Source organism: Nonomuraea glycinis (assembly GCF_014646515.1).
Lineage (GTDB): Bacteria > Actinomycetota > Actinomycetes > Streptosporangiales > Streptosporangiaceae > Nonomuraea > Nonomuraea glycinis.
In genome coordinates, this window is record NZ_BMNK01000001.1 from 357,493 (window position 1) to 372,192 (window position 14,700).

General features: G+C 66.3%; 11 protein-coding genes. 6 read left to right on the forward strand and 5 right to left on the reverse strand.

Features of this window, described 5'->3' with window-relative positions; genetic code table 11:
• Positions 1-365 precede the first annotated feature (365 nt).
• The 3 genes from IEY87_RS01640 to IEY87_RS01650 all read left to right on the forward strand — a co-directional run bounded on the left by IEY87_RS01640 (position 366) and on the right by IEY87_RS01650 (position 7,979).
• Complete coding sequence (locus tag IEY87_RS01640; RefSeq protein ID WP_189136649.1) at positions 366-7,064, forward strand: polymorphic toxin-type HINT domain-containing protein; 6,699 nt, start codon at positions 366-368, stop codon at positions 7,062-7,064.
• A complete protein-coding gene (locus tag IEY87_RS01645) occupies positions 7,048-7,305 on the forward strand; it encodes a DUF7660 family protein (RefSeq protein WP_189136650.1) in 258 nt (85 codons plus the stop codon). The genes IEY87_RS01640 and IEY87_RS01645 overlap by 17 nt, the downstream gene beginning before the upstream one ends.
• Positions 7,306-7,460: 155 nt before the next feature.
• Entirely contained in the window at positions 7,461-7,979 is a 519-nt protein-coding gene (locus tag IEY87_RS01650) for a transposase (protein WP_189136651.1), read from the forward strand.
• A 102-nt stretch (positions 7,980-8,081) separates the two neighbouring features.
• Here IEY87_RS01650 and tgmC read toward each other — a convergent pair whose 3' ends face one another.
• The 4 genes from tgmC to IEY87_RS01670 are packed head-to-tail and all read right to left on the reverse strand — an operon-like array spanning position 8,082 to position 11,657.
• A complete protein-coding gene (tgmC, locus tag IEY87_RS01655) occupies positions 8,082-9,212 on the reverse strand; it encodes an ATP-grasp peptide maturase system methyltransferase (RefSeq protein ID WP_189136652.1) in 1,131 nt (376 codons plus the stop codon).
• On the reverse strand, positions 9,200-10,177 hold the full coding sequence (tgmB, locus tag IEY87_RS01660) for an ATP-grasp ribosomal peptide maturase (RefSeq protein WP_189136653.1): 978 nt from the start codon (positions 10,175-10,177) through the stop codon (positions 9,200-9,202). The genes tgmC and tgmB overlap by 13 nt, the downstream gene beginning before the upstream one ends.
• A 4-nt stretch (positions 10,178-10,181) precedes the next feature.
• A complete protein-coding gene (gene tgmA / locus IEY87_RS47080; protein WP_373294319.1) occupies positions 10,182-10,511 on the reverse strand; it encodes a putative ATP-grasp-modified RiPP in 330 nt (109 codons plus the stop codon).
• A gap of 15 nt (positions 10,512-10,526) precedes the next feature.
• Positions 10,527-11,657 (reverse strand): helix-turn-helix domain-containing protein, encoded by a 1,131-nt coding sequence (locus tag IEY87_RS01670; RefSeq protein WP_189136655.1) that lies wholly within the window; start codon positions 11,655-11,657, stop codon positions 10,527-10,529.
• Positions 11,658-11,815: 158 nt separating this feature from the next.
• Here IEY87_RS01670 and IEY87_RS01675 point away from each other — a divergent pair, with 158 nt between their 5' ends.
• The gene (locus IEY87_RS01675; RefSeq protein WP_189136656.1) at positions 11,816-12,223 is read left to right on the forward strand and encodes a hypothetical protein; all 408 of its coding nucleotides are present in this window, start codon (positions 11,816-11,818) and stop codon (positions 12,221-12,223) included.
• Complete coding sequence (locus IEY87_RS01680; RefSeq protein WP_189136657.1) at positions 12,220-12,432, forward strand: hypothetical protein; 213 nt, start codon at positions 12,220-12,222, stop codon at positions 12,430-12,432. The genes IEY87_RS01675 and IEY87_RS01680 overlap by 4 nt, the downstream gene beginning before the upstream one ends.
• Positions 12,433-12,469: 37 nt before the next feature.
• On the opposite strand, the gene IEY87_RS01685 is transcribed toward IEY87_RS01680, so the two are convergent.
• Positions 12,470-13,450 carry a LacI family DNA-binding transcriptional regulator gene (locus tag IEY87_RS01685; protein WP_225276840.1) on the reverse strand — a complete coding sequence of 327 codons (981 nt, stop codon included), beginning with the start codon at positions 13,448-13,450 and terminating at the stop codon, positions 12,470-12,472.
• Between the two features lie 69 nt (positions 13,451-13,519).
• On the opposite strand from IEY87_RS01685, the gene IEY87_RS01690 reads away from it, so the two are divergent.
• Positions 13,520-14,683, forward strand: coding sequence for a CynX/NimT family MFS transporter (locus IEY87_RS01690; protein ID WP_189136658.1), 1,164 nt, complete (start codon positions 13,520-13,522; stop codon positions 14,681-14,683).
• Positions 14,684-14,700 lie beyond the last annotated feature (17 nt).

Genomic DNA, 14,700 nt, shown 5'->3' on the forward strand with positions numbered 1-14,700 from the left:
GTTTGGATATTCCGCGCGCGATCGGCGCGGGATCCGGTATGGCGTGGCCTCGTTGCTGGCGTTGTGCCTGACGGCAGGGGTCGCCAGTTCGGTACCTGTGGGATCTGGTTGACTATGAGTGTGATGTAAATCACAGTGTGTCGATCGCTGGGTCTGCTGGTTTTCGTAGCGGGTGGGTTGACCAGTACGCATGCACTGAGCTTCGACTCAGTTTCTGACTGTTTGTGTCAGATAAGTGACGCTCCCGTTGTTGACCGATCTTGGTTTGGCGATCACATCCCGATAGATCGTTTATTTCTTCCTTATGGCGTGTGAAGGGCCTCTTCACCGGGGTCTGCGTCAGCGTGCCCTGAAGGGGTTTCGGGATGCCGAGTCGACGTCTGCCGGTGTGGTTCGTGGCGCTGGTCATCGGGCTTTGCTCGCTGGTGATGATCTCCGGTGTGGGGGTGCCGGACGTTCTGATCTCGCAGGCGGCCGCCTCCGGGCCGGATCCTGAGCAGTCGGTCGATGGGCGTGCCGTGCCCGGCAAGAAGGTGGCCAAGGGCGCGGAGGACTCCGTGCCGAAGGTGGAGCCGAGGAAGCCGGTGTGGCCGAAGGCCGGCACCGCTGAGGTGCGGGTTGCTGAGGCGGGCAAGGTGACCGAGGCCGAGGGCTTGCCGGTCCGGGTGGGCTCGGTCAAGGGTGCGGGGTTGGACAGGGTCACGGTGCAGACCTTGGCGCCGGAGGCGGTGCGCGCGTTGGGCGGGGTGGGGATCGCGGCCCGGGTGACGCGCGCTGATGGTGAGAAGGCGGCGGGCAAGGTGCGCGCCGAGTTCTCCTACGCCGGATTCCGGGATGCCTACGGCGGCAACTTCGCCGGGCGGCTGCAGCTCCTGCGGTTGCCGGCGTGTGTGCTGGAGTCGCCGCGTCCGCGTTCGTGTGTGGTCCGGCCGGTGGCGGTGCAGTCGGTGAACGACCCGAAGGCCGAGACGGTGAGCGCGCAGGTGGAGGCGACGGCGCCCGACGCCGCGCCCGCCCCGGTCAAGTCGGCGCCGGGTAAGGAGAAGAAGACCGCCGCGGAGGCGATGGAAGCGGTACAGGCGGCGCAGTTCGCCGCAGGGTCGGTGTATGTGCTCGCGGCCGGCCTGACCGGGCCGGACGGGAACTGGGGCGCGACCGATCTGAAGCCGTCGGGCACCTGGCAGGCGGGCACCTCCGGTGGCGGGTTCGACTACGACGTGCCGCTGCCCGAGGCGCCGTCGGTGGCGGGTAACGGCCCGGATCTGTCGTTGCAGTACGACGCCTCTTCCGTCGATGGGCAGGGGCGCTGGACCAACAACCAGTCCGGTGTGGTCGGGGTGGGCTGGGATCTGAGCGCGGGGTTCATCGAGCGGCGCTATCGGCGCTGCCTTGTCGACAACTGGTACAACGGTGACGCTGAACTGATCTGGGAGGCCACGGAGAGGGCCAGCGGTGGGGCGTTGTGCTGGGAGTCGCCGGACCAGAACGACAACGATGGGTCCACCAACGATCAGACGCAGTCGGATCTGGTGCTGTCGGCGGGTGGCCGCTCGGCGTCGATCGTGCAGGACCGCACGAGTCAGGCGTGGAAGACGGTGCCGGACTTCGGGTGGAAGGTCGAGCAGGTGGCCGGGGGCGCGGACGGCCAGCCGTACTGGAAGATCACCAGCCAGGAAGGCCAGGTGTGGCGGTTCGGCCACGACCGGGACGCGCAGTGGCAGACCCCGTACGTGGGCAACGAGCACGACCCGCTGGGCGTGGCCGACGAGCCGTGCTACGACCGCTACTTCAACGACGTGATCCCGCCGACCTGTACGGGGGTGTGGCGGTGGAACCTGGACCAGGAGATCGACAGCAACGAGAACGTGATCGACTACTCCTACACCCGGGAGACGAACTACTTCTGCCTGCCCTCCTGCATCCACGAGACCTACCGGGTGCTGCCCTACGACCGGGGCGGGTTCCTGGCCGAGGTGACCTGGGGGCACAACACGCAGGTGGCCGGCAGCGAGCCGACCGCGCGCACGGTGTTCATCACCGTCCCCCGCGACGGCGAGGACGTGCCCACCGACCTGCACTGCGAGCAGGCCATGGACTGCGAGAACGACGCGATCGCGTTCTACTCCACCAGCAAGCTCGTGTCGGTGGAGACCGAATCGCTCAACCCGGGCTCGGGTGAATGGGATCCGGTGGACCGCCTCGACCTCACCCACGAGTGGATCTACCAGCGCACCGACTTCGGGTGGGCGTTCGACCCGGTGCTGTGGCTGGACACGGTGCAGCAGATGGGTGTGGCCGCCGAGCCGCCGGTGATGTTGCCGCCGCTGGACTTCGACGCGGTGATGCTGGCCGGGAAGATGGACTACGACACCATGTCGGACTGGACCGACCTGCTGTCGTGGCGGATGGTGCCGCGCATCGCCGGCATCGCCAACGGCATGGGCGGCCGGATCGAGGTCACCTACGGTCAGGCCAGCCCGTGCGGCGGCGGCCGGGGCAGGGTCGGCGGCAACTACCTGGCCGACAAGACCGGCGACTGCTACCAGCTCGACATGGGCAGCGACCCCGAGCAGGGCTACGAAACCTGGAGCCGGTTCTTCAAACAGCTCGCCACCAAGGTCGTCGAACGCGACATGGTGGCCGGCTCGCCGGACATGGTGCACCAGTACGAGTTCCTGGGCACCCCCCGCTGGATCGACCCCCGCCAGGACATCGAACCCGGCCAAGCGCCGGACAAGTCCGAATGGCGCGGTTATGCCCAGGTGCGCACCCTTGAGGGCGCCGGCACCGACCCGTCGGCGTACTCGGTCGCCACCCGCACCTTCCTGGGCGGCACCACCGATCCGATCACCGACTTCGACGGCAACACCATCACCGACGCGAAGCCGCTGCAGGGCCAGGTGCTGCAGGAGCAGTCGTGGAAGATGACCGCGCTCAGCCCGCGCGCCTACACCGAGGTGGACTCCACCCGGTACGAGTACACGATCCAGAACACCGGCAACGGACCCGGCACCATGGACCCCGCACTCGTGCTCACCACCCGGGAACGCTCACGTGAGAAGCTCGGCACCGGCGCCTGGCGCTACACCGACGAGCGCACCGCCTACAACGCCGACGGTTTACCGATCACGGTCAACGACTTCGGCCAGGAAGGCGTGGCCGGTGACAACACTTGCACCAGCACCACCTACGCCCGCAACACCGACGCCGGCCAATGGCTGACCGCCTTCCCCTCCGTCGTGGAAGAGCGCGCCGGCGACACCTGCACGTCCGGGACGCTGATCGGCAAGAGCATCACCCTGTACGACCTGGGCACGAACCCGGCCACGAACAAGCCCAGCGACGGCAACCCCACCGAGGTCCGCTCCTACGCCGGCGCGAGCACCATCTCCACCAGCAAGGCGACCTTCGACGACTACGGCCGCCCGCGCACCGCCACCGACCCGCTCGGCAAGACCAGCACCACCACCTACACGCCGCCGGTCGGCTGGCCCCACACCGGGGTGGCCACCACCAACCCGCTTGGTCATACCGTCACCGCCCGGCTGTCGCACACCTTGGGCGAGGCCGTCTCGGTCACCGACGCCAACGGCAAGACCACCGAGATGGACTACGACGCACTCGGCCGTACCACCGCGTTGTGGAAGCCGGGCCAGCCGCGCAGCGGCGGCACCCCGAGCGCGACCGTCGCCTACGACATCGCGTTCGACGGTTGGCAGGGACAGCCCACCGAGCCGATCAAGACCACCGTCAGCCAGCTGCTGACCGGCACCACCTACACGACCACCTACAGCTACGAAGACGGCCTCGGCCGCACCCGGGAAGCTCAGACCGCCTCCCCGGCCGGCGGCCGGATCGTCACCGCCACCACCTACGACCCGCGCGGCCTGACCGCGACCCAGTCCGAGCCGGTGCACAACACCGACGAGGCCGGCAGCGGCCTGCTCAACCCGGCGACCACCAGCCTGCCGCAGTGGACCAAGAACACCTACGACGACCAGGAACGGCCGGTCGCCACGATCGCCTACCACCTGGGCACGGAGCTGCGCCGCACCACCACCGCCTACCCGGGCAGCGAACGCACCGAGGTCACCCCGCCGGTCGGCGGCAAGACGGCCACCGTCACCGACGTGTTCGGCCGCACCGTCAAGGTCGAGGAATGGTCGGACGGCGCCACCCACGCCGACACCACCTACGGCTACGACCTGAACGGCAACCTCACCACGATGACGGACGCCAACGGCAACGTCCGCACCTACACCCACGACTGGCTGAACCGGCGCACCGCCGCCACCGACCCCGACGCCGGATCCTCCAGCTACGGCTACGACCTGGCCGGGCAACTGGCGTGGAGCATCGACGGCAACAACCAGAAGATCTCCAACAGCTACGACGACCTCGGCCGCCGCACCGCCCAATGGGCCGGTGAGATCGGCACCGGCACCAAACTCGCCGAGTGGAGCTACGACACCCTCGCCAAGGGCCAGCCCACCGCCGCCACCCGCCACACCGCAGGCCGCCCCTACACCCAGACGGTGACCGGCTACGACAACGACTACCGGCCCACCGGCAGCAAGGTCACCGTTCCCGCCAGTGAAGGCGCCCTCGGCGGCGACTACACCACCGCCCTGGCCTACGACGCGGCAGGCAACCTCCGCGAACAGACCCTGCCCGCAGCAGGCGGCCTGCCCGCCGAAAAGGTCACCTTCTCCTACACCGACCTCGGCTTCGCCGACAGCATGACCTCCGACCTGGGCGGCTTCACCTACATCGAGAACACCGCCTTCACGCTGACCGGCAAGCTCGAAAGCCGCTCCCTCGGCGCCAACGGCCAGATCAAACGCCTGCTCGAACGCGACCCCACCACCGACTGGCTGTCGCGCGTCACCACCCAATCCAAGGCCGACACCCCCACCCCCGACACCGTCCAGGACGACCAGTACGGCTACAACACCGCCGGCAACATCACGCGCGTCCTGGACGCCGCCTCGGCCGCCGACGGCACTACCGGCCAGTCCGAATGCTTCACCTACGACGGCTTACTCCGCCTCAAGACCGCTTACACCACCACCGCGAGCTCCTGCGCCGGCTCCGGCGACGGCCTCGGCATCGACCCCTACGACCAGGCCTACGCCTACGACAAGGTCGGCAACCTCACCACCCTGACCTCCAACGGCCAGGCCGCCACCTACACCTACCCCACCCCCGGCGCCTCCGCCGTCCGCCCGAACGCCGTCACCGCCATCACCCACCCCGACCGCACCGACACCTACGCCTACGACGACGCCGGCCAACTCGCCGCCCGCACCGTCGACGGCAAACAGGCCACCCTCACCTGGAACCCGCTCGGCCAACTCGACCAGGCCACCATCAACGGCCAGAACACCGCCATGGTGTACGACGCCGCAGGTGAACGCCTCATCCGCCGTGACCCCGACGCCAGCGTCACCCTTTGCCTCGGCTCAACCGAACTCAAGCTGATCGCGGGCCAGGTCACCGCCAAGCGCTACTACAGCTCCCCGGACGCCTCCCTGATCGCCATGCGTCAGAGCAGCGGCGTCACCTGGATGCTCGCCGGCCTGCACGGCAGCACCCAACTCGCCGTCAACGACGCCACCGGCGCGGTCAGCCGCGAACGCTACCTGCCCTTCGGCCAGCGCCGCGGCGGCGACGACCTGCCCTTCACCGACCGCGGCTTCCTCGGCAAAACCGAAGACCCCTCCACCGACCTCACCTATCTGGGCGCCCGCTACTACGACCCCACCATCGCCAAATTCATCTCCACCGACCCCGAACTCGACCTGCGCACCCCCGAATGGGCCAACCCCTACAGCTACGCCGCCAACAACCCCATCGACCAATCCGACCCCGACGGCCGCCGCGTCGACACCGGCGGCGGCAGCAAAGACACGAGCTACGGCTACTCCCGCAGCAAGAAACGCCCCAACGCCAACCAGAACTTCGCCAAAACCCACCAGGCCAGCGGCAAGAAAAAGACCAGCCGCGAACGCAAGATCCACAGAGACCGGCAGAAGAAGACCGAGAAGCAGCGGAAGGACATCGCTGCTTGGAAGAAGCGTGAGGCCAAACGGTCCCAGCATCACAATCGTAAAGCAGCCATCGCAAAAGAAGACATCGAAGCCTATCGCTGGACGATGCAAAACGTGGGGCTAGACGACGAGCACGGGATGGTCAGCTCCAGGTACCCGTCCATGCGGCAGACCCTGAAGACGCGCATCGGCGGCAAAACCCAAACGTCGATCAAAAGCGGACCGTGCAGCAGCTTCGTCCCCGGCACCAAAGTCCTCATGGCAGACGGCACCACCAAACCCATCGAAGACATCAAAGCCGGCGATAAGGTCATAGCCACAGACCCCGTGACCGGAGAAACGGCGGCCAAGCAGGTTCTCGCCCCGATCACCTCCAAGGGCGTCAAGAACCTGGTACGGGTAACCGTGGGCAGCGATGATGAGGCGGGCATCCTTACCGCGACCGGCGAACATCCCTTCTGGGTGCCAACCATCCGGCAGTGGCAGCAGGCAAACACGCTATGGCCAGGGCAGTATCTACGGACAGGCCAGGGTACCTACGTCCAAGTTTCGGCGATCACCGCGTGGACCTCCGCAGAACAGCGTGTCCACAACCTCACCGTAGCCGACACGCACACGTACTACGTGGTGGCAGGCGACCAGGCTATCCTGGTTCATAACAGCGCTGATCCCTTCGATGAAATTAATCCGAACGACGTCCGTTTTACGCACGACAGCGTTGGCCGTCGATTTAAGGATGGCCACACTATTGAAGAGACTAGAGACGCCCTCCGGGATGGTAAACTAAGCCCGCACGATCTCGACCCGATCCGCCTGGTGGAGCGGGATGGAAAGCTCTATACACTTGACAATCGGCGTCTCGTGGCGTACCAGCAAGCTGGCCTGGATTCTGTCCCGCATCGGATGGCAACACCAGCTGAGATCCGGAAGGAGTGGCGTAAGAAGTTCACGACAGAGACGGATGGAGTGGGCATCAAGATCAGGGGTGGTGAGTGGCATGGACCTTGTGACTGACACTGAGCGAATCGTAACAAGGGAAGATTTGGCGAATTTCGTTGCAGCGTTGGCTGCTGCTGCGGATTCGCCGGAAGTAGATGAGTGGGAGAATAATAATCTCCCACGTTTCTTGGACGGACTATCGGGCTGGCTCTATGGGATGAGGGGCTACTTCGTGAATCAGGGTCTTAATGAGCCTGAGCAGCCTTCGTGGAAACTCGTAGGGGAAATGCTGGCGGCAGCAACCCTGTACGAGTAGGCGGCCTGATCGGTCGATGCCGCTCGAAATTCTGCACCCCTTGTGACCACGGCATCGGCGTCTCGAGACTTTGACCGGGGTTGATTCCATGCGTGCGACTGGCGACGCCTCCGCTGCTGGTAATAGCTGACCCAATTCGGGCAGGGTGTCCGCCGATGTTTCCGGACCCGACCCTACCGGCAAGCTGGCGCTCGCTGCTGGCAGAGTTCCGACGCTGCTTCTCTTCCTCCACTTTCCCGGTGTTCTGTGCGCTGACCACGGGTTTGGTGGCCTGCACCCGGTTTCGCACGATCACCGGGATGCTGGTCGGCGCGGGGATGAACCTGCTGTGGCGGCACGAGCGCGCGCACCGCTTCTTCTCCCGCGCCTGCTGGTGCATCGACCACGTCGGCATGGTCGCAGCACGGCTGGTCATCGCCACGCTGGTCGAGGCCGGCGCACCGATCGTGGTGGCGATCGACGACAGCGTCACCCGCCGAAGCGGCAAGAAGGTGCACGGCGCGTTCTGGCAGTACGACGGCTCCACGCCGGACGGCAGGAAGACCAGCCGCGGCAACTGCTTCGTCACCCTCGGCATCATCGTCCACCTGCCGTTTCTCCCTCGAGCGGTCTGCCTGCCGGTCTTGGTCCGCTTGTACGTCAAGGACGGTCCGTTTGGAATCCTGGAGCTCTAGACCGTGAAAACATGGAAAGGCTCGGAGATAATTTCGGAACATTTGCTCTCTCCCTTTGCCGGCGCGCCGTGGCTCGCTGGAGAGAATTCAAATGAATCGGTATTACGGGAGTTCCCAGGAAAGCCCGTCAGGGTCGCCGAGCCAGATGCGCTGATCTTTTGATGTCACGGTGAGCCCGAAGCCCGACTGGTGGGGTCGGCCTGCCTCCATCCAGGTGAGGATGATCTCTTCTACCTGGTCCCACAGACGGTGTGGCCCGTGCTGATGGACCACCCAGCCGCCGCCAGGCGATGGGCGGATGTCGGTCTGGGAGCCGGTGGTCACGTCATGCAGGACCAAGGTGTCTTCCGCCCACCCGTGGTGGGCCTGTGGGACGGCGAGTTGGGCCACGAAGAGCGCCGTATCGTCCTTGAGGATTGCCGGGTCGACCTCGCTGTGACCGACTTCGCCGATGCCCATCTGCAAAGTAGGCCGTGGAGGCGCGGCGTGTGCCCGCGCAGGCATGAAGTAGACGTCATCCTCGCGGAATCGGCCGCTTGCAGTGCCGTCCTCGCTGACGTGGAGATGGGCGAACGCGACTCCGCCCAGCCAGCCGAGCATGGGCGCCGTGATGGTTCCTTCATCCCTGAGCTGCCGGAGCCAGGCCAGCGGAATGGTTCGTACAGCGCACGTGGCGATCAGTTGATCATAGGGAGCATTGCTCTCATAGCCCAGCAGCCCGTCACCCTCGATGAGGGTAGGCGAGTAGCCGGCCTCGTTGATGGCTCGCTTCGCACGAGTCGCAATCACGGGGTCGTACTCGATGGATGTCACCGATGCCGCGCCCAAGCGGTGGCACATCAATGCCGTGGAGTAGCCGGTACCTGTGCCTATCTCCAGAACCGTGTCCCCTTCGCGGACGCCCGCAGCTTCGAGCATCCGTACGACCAGGCTCGGTTGCGTGGATGATGACGTGGGTCGCAGGATCGTGACGGGCTCGGTCGCGTCCTCCGCGAGCACCCCATCGACCTGGGTCACCCAGGTCTCGTCCTCGTACGCCAAGGCGAGCCACTCTTCGGTGGTCATCTCTGTGCGATGCGTGGGTACCCAGCCGAGATGAGGATCGTGTCTGTAGACGGCGTCTCCCAGGAAGGTCGTGCGGGGCACCGCCTCCAAGGCTTCGCGCCAATCGGGAGACTTGATGCTCTCCGCCAGCGCTAGGCGGAGGTGTGCGGCAGTGGTCACGACCACCATCCTTTGAGGATCTCGTCAGCGAAGGCTTGAGCCATCGCCTCGGCGTCGGGCAGCCAAGCCCACTGCCCGTTGGGATTGCATTCGATGAAGACCCATTGTCCGGTCTCTGCTTCGATCGCGAAGTCGAAGCAGCCGAAGGCCAGGCCGAAGGCGTCGAGATAGGCGTGCAGAGCTGCTTCGATCGGTTCGGGCACGTCGATCGGTTCGTGAACCAGCGTGCCCCAGTCTCCCCGACGCCAGTCCAGCGCGCCGTCAGGAGTCGTGATGCGGTACGCGAACACCTTCTGTCCGATCATGGTCACCCTGGCGTCCGCGTTCTTGAGAACCTGTACCTGGAACATGTGCGCGGTCATCGCGATCGAGTCATCGATCTCGTGCTCGGTGACCGGCTGCGTCCATATCGCCGCGACCTGACCATCCGAGGCATGTGGAGCCCCTCGGAAAGACTTGTAGATGATCGGGCCGTGCTCGGCAGCGAACTCTCGTGCCCGCGCCGCATCGTTGGTGATCAAAGTTCGGGGTACGGGCATGCAGAGTTGGGCGGCCGTTTGGAGTTGGGCGGGCTTGAAGTCCGCCCGGTTGATCGCGCTGGGATGGTTGACGTACACGGCGCCGTGCAGGTTGTAGAGGACACCGCCAAGTCCATGCCAGGCCTCGGTGACGGCGAACTCTTTTTCCCTTTCCGGTAGGTGAGCGAAGCGGCTGGAGAAAGGGCTGGGACGGCGGTAGTACACCGCCCCGACCTCGTCCAGTGCGACGTCCCGGCTCGGCGTGTGGAGCCGGCCTGACCACTGGCCGAGCTCCACACCCATGTGGGCGTCGAACGACAGCACATCGCCGATGTCAGCAGGGTCTACGTGCGCAACCTGCACGCCTTGACGCTCGTTGAGCGCCATGATCACCAGGTTGGCGGTTACGTCTTCCGCCGATGTGATCACTATGACGGTGCTCTGCGGGGACTGCATTCTGCTACTTCTGATCGGTGTTGGAGTCGTCCGCTGAATGGGGCGCGTTCGTCGCGCCGTCATGTGGCCTGGACTGGGTCACCGTTGCGAAGGTGCCCGTGTCCACCATCCTCAGCTTCTCGTCGAGAAAGCGGGTGACCTGAGTGGCGGGGTCGAGCTGAATTGTGGCGTAGGGCGTCGGGGTGAGCGGGTGGAGACGGGTGGCTCGGGTCAGGCCCCAAGGCTTTGTAGTTGCGCGTTGGACATCATCCAAGGACCTCCGTGTGCAGGGAATTTCCTGGACGGAGATTGCCACGGAGTCACATGAGATGCATGCCTGCGTATGGCCATGCACAAAAGAGCATCGGCGTCAAGAGATGGGCGATTCAGAGGAGACCATCGCAAGATGCTGCCGGGCTTCCCTGACTTCGGGTATATTCTGCCATTTGGCCGACTCGCGAAGAATGTCCGCCACGCGCTTATTCACCCGCGCTGATGATACGAAGGGCACTGCCCTTGTCAGCAACGCGATTCGATCAGCGGCGAGGCCAGGATCGGCGGCCTTTATCGCTGTCTGTACTTGGCGGCCGATGTACTGCGCACGGAAGAGCGGTGAGTATTCTCCTATGTCGTCCGCTGCCCGCCGTAGCAGGGCGCCGGCCTCGTCATAGCGACCGAGCCTGCTCAGACCTATGGCGACATCCCCCACAATGACCGCCTCGGTGAACGGCGACAAGCCGTCAACGTTGAGTGCCCTGTCGAGGGTGTCTCTCGCCGCTACGGAGTTTTCCGGTATACGTGCGAGCGAACGACCGAGCCTCATGGCCAGCGATGCCGCTCTGCTGGGCGGAAGGTCCGGGAGGTTCAGCCCTCGACGGGCATACATGATGGCCCTGGCGGCATCACCACGGTAGAGGGCGACGCGGCTCAGGCTCTCCATGGCGTGGGCCTCGGCACCGGTGTCGGCGGCGCGGTGCGCAAGCTCCAAAGCGAGCATGCCTGTGCGCTCGGCATGCGCGAGCTTCCCGGCGTCGTACAGCACCAGCGTGGCTTGATACGCCATCTCGGAAACGGCACTCTGGAGCCGACTCCCGGATATGCCGGCTATCTTGTCGACGTTCTTCACGTGGCTCAGTGCGCGAGAGGCGAGAGGTATGCCGCCGGATTCGTAGCGATTCCGCGCCAGGCTTTCGGCCAAGGTGCTCACATAGTCAGGGTCTTGGTAGGGGTTCTTTTTAGTAGAAGGTACGAATACAGACGCGGCGGCTACGAGAAATTCCCGGCGTTCCACAGGCTCCTCCGTTACTGGAGACATTCGAACTTCCCAGCCAACGCGAGCGAGCAGGGCGGTTGCCCTGGCAGTCGTTGTGTCCCTGAGTCCTCTGGACACATGACTGACCCAGGTCTGTGACACGCCTAGTTCCCGTGCGAGACCAGCTTGCGTCCATCCCCGCTGCGCCATGATCGCTTTGAGAGCGTCTGGGAAGGTGCGAACGTCCATGGCGTGAGCGTATAGCTGAAAGCAATCTCTTCTCTATGTCGCTATTGCTCTAAGCAATTCCCTTGCTGGTGCTGCCAGAAACCGGTCGTAACCATGGTGGCCCAACCGTGAGGGAGATCACCGCACCGGGAGTGTGGTGAGCCGATGGAGGGCAACGGATGATTCACGAACTGTTGGAAAGAGCAGCCGAAGAGAACCCTGTCCGCGAGCCGATCAGCGACGTCGTCGCCGGTCGGCATGACGAAGCGCTGGCCAAGCTACGGCTACTGCTGACCAAGCGCGGAATGCGTAGCCAGGTGGTCGAATGGCTCAAGCTCACGCTCAGGTCGTCAAGGTTTCCCCTCCAGCCCACGAGTTCTCTCGTCCGGTATCCGCCGGAGCTGCTGGTCTTCTCTCCTCAAGGGTGGCGCGTCGCCACCGTGCGGATAGCGCCACGGTCCAGCGCGTACATCGTGGAGGTTGCCCAGGCCGGGAAGAACGACATTGTCCTCCCCGACAGGGTGACGCTGGTCCCCGGAGACTCGCCCGACAAGGCCGCCGCGCTGATCCCGGGCTACAGGCCATGAACTGCGAAGACCTCGAAGCGCGGTACGGCCGGGACTGGCACATCTATCCCCTGCGCTGGGGAACGGCGGCGGTCAGAAAGCGTGTACCGACTTCCGAACAGTTCGGGCAGGGCTACTTGTACGCCCTGATCGGCGCGAACCCGGACGACCTGGCGAGTCAACTCGACCAGCAGCCAGACCGCCGGATCTCCACCCAGCGTCCTATGTAGGGCGGCGCAGTTGAGCCACCTGGATGGGGAAAGGCCGTCAGGCCGGTAGTTCACCGGAGCCCCGGGGGATCAGGCGTACCGGGAGCAGCGGATGCTCCGACGGTCCGGTGTCGCCGTGCATGCGGCGGAACAGCAGCTCGGCCGCCACCCGGCCCATCTGCGCCGGGTCCTGCGCCACCACCGTCACGCCGGGGACGAGCAGGTCCGCCAGCTCGAAGTCGTCGAACCCGACCAGCGCCGGCAGCCGCCCGGCCAGGGCCCGCAGCGCGGTGACGGTGAGCCTGCCGTTTCCGGTGAACAGCGCGGTGGGCGGGGCGTCCAGGGCCAGCATGCGATCGACGTCGGCGCGTACGCCCGCTGGGGTGGGCGTCCGCATGGCGACGAGGCGCTCGTCGAACAGGTGCCCCAGGGCGGCGCGGAAGCCGTGCAACCGCCGGGCGGCGGTGAAGATCGACGGCTCGTCGCCGAGGAAGGCGATCCTGGTGTGCCCGTGCCCGAGCAGGTGACGGACCGCCAGGCCGGCCCCGCCGGCGTTGTCGGTGAGCACGGTGTCGACGTCGAGACCCGGCCCCGGCGGCCGGTCCACGAACACCGCCGGCGTGCCCGCCTCAAGCTCGGGCCGCAGGTAGGAGTGGTCCGCGCCGGCCGGCACCACGATCAGCCCGCCCACCCGCCGGGCGCAGAAGGCGCCCACCAGCTCGCGCTCCCGGACGGGATCCTCGCTGGACGAGCCGCTCAGCAGCATGCAGCCGTAGCCGGTGGTGACGTCCTCGACCGCGCGGCTCAGCACGGCGTAGAACGGGTCGGCGACGTCCTCGATGACCAGCCCGACGGTCGCGGTCCGCCCGCTGCGCAGCACGCTGGCGCTCTCGTTGCGGCTGTAGCCGAGCAGCTCGATGGCCTCGCGCACGCGTTCGGCGGTTCCCGGGTGGACGCCCGGCTCGCCGTTCACCACGCGGGACACCGTCTTGAGCGCCACGCCCGCCGCCGAGGCGACGTCCTTCATCGTCGGTCTCACTCCTGGATCCTGCCTTACCCGCCGACCGCCGGACAACGTTGTCAAGGGCCTGTGCCAGAGTAAGTCGCTATGGCGCCGAGATCCGCACTGCTCATGGCCGGTTTTCTGCTGGCCGCACTCAACCTGCGCCCGGCGATCGCGGGCCTCTCGCCGCTGCTCGACGAGGTCATGAAAGACGTCGGCCTCACCCCGGCGGCCGGCGGCGCCATCACCACCGTCATGATCGTCTGCCTGGGGGTGTTCGGGCCGCTCGCCCCGCTCCTGGCCAGGCGGATCGGCCTGGACCGCACCCTGCTGCTCGGGCTGGTCGTGCTCGCCACCGGCATCGCCCTGCGCAGCCTGGACGGGCCCCTCATGCTCTACACGGGCGCCGCCGTCGCGGCCACGGCCATCGCGGTGATGAACGTCATCATGCCCGGCGTCGTCAAACAGCACTTCCCGGCCCGGGTGAACCTCATGACCGGCGTCTACGTCTCCGCCATCGTGAGCGGGGCCGCCATCGCCTCGGGGGCGCTCATCCCGCTGGAGCGGCTCACCGGGCTCGACTGGCGCGGCGTCTCGGCGCTGCTGGCCGTGCCCGCGCTGGCCGCCGCGCTGCTCTGGCTGCCGCAGGCGCTCCGCCGGCACACCAGGCCGCCGCGCGACGGGCCCAGCGCGTTCGGCCTGCTGCTGCGCAGCCGGGTGACCTGGTACGTGACCGCGTTCATGGGCCTGCAGTCGTTCACCTTCTACGTCATGCTCGCCTGGCTCCCGACGATCTTCCTGGAGGCGGGCATCCCGGCCGACCAGGCCGGCTACCTGCTGAGCGCGACCACCGTCGTCCAGGTGGGCGCCACGCTCGTGGTGCCGATCCTGGCCGGCCGGCGGCACTCGCAGGTCTGGTACGTGTACGTCTCGTCGGCGCTGACCGCCGCGGGCTACCTGGGCGTGCTGCTGGCTCCGGCCACGCTGCCCTGGCTGTGGATGATCGTGCTCGGGGTCGGGCAGGGGGCGTCGTTCGCGCTGGCCTTGCTGATCATCGCGCTGCGCCCGGCGAATCCGGTGCTGGTCACCGCGCTGTCCGCGATGGCCCAGTCGGTGGGCTATCTGCTCGCCGCGCTGGGGCCGGTGCTGTTCGGGCTGCTGCGGGAGGTGTCCGGCGGCTGGTGGGCGCCGCTGGCGTTCGGGATCGCCGTGGTGGGGGCGCAGACGGTCGCTGGCTGGTTCGCCGGACGCCCTGCTACCTTAGGTTAGGCTTACCTATAGATAGG

Excerpts from the sequence above, each read along its gene's own strand:
- IEY87_RS01640 (WP_189136649.1), top strand. The coding sequence starts at position 366 with ATGCCGAGTCGACGTCTGCCGGTGTGGTTCGTGGCGCTGGTCATCGGG.
- IEY87_RS01645 (WP_189136650.1), top strand. The coding sequence starts at position 7,048 with ATGGACCTTGTGACTGACACTGAGCGAATCGTAACAAGGGAAGATTTG.
- IEY87_RS01650 (WP_189136651.1), top strand. The coding sequence starts at position 7,461 with ATGTTTCCGGACCCGACCCTACCGGCAAGCTGGCGCTCGCTGCTGGCA.
- tgmC (WP_189136652.1), bottom strand. The coding sequence starts at position 9,212 with ATGGTGGTCGTGACCACTGCCGCACACCTCCGCCTAGCGCTGGCGGAG.
- tgmB (WP_189136653.1), bottom strand. The coding sequence starts at position 10,177 with ATGCAGTCCCCGCAGAGCACCGTCATAGTGATCACATCGGCGGAAGAC.
- IEY87_RS01670 (WP_189136655.1), bottom strand. The coding sequence starts at position 11,657 with ATGGACGTTCGCACCTTCCCAGACGCTCTCAAAGCGATCATGGCGCAG.
- IEY87_RS01675 (WP_189136656.1), top strand. The coding sequence starts at position 11,816 with ATGATTCACGAACTGTTGGAAAGAGCAGCCGAAGAGAACCCTGTCCGC.
- IEY87_RS01680 (WP_189136657.1), top strand. The coding sequence starts at position 12,220 with ATGAACTGCGAAGACCTCGAAGCGCGGTACGGCCGGGACTGGCACATC.
- IEY87_RS01690 (WP_189136658.1), top strand. The coding sequence starts at position 13,520 with ATGGCGCCGAGATCCGCACTGCTCATGGCCGGTTTTCTGCTGGCCGCA.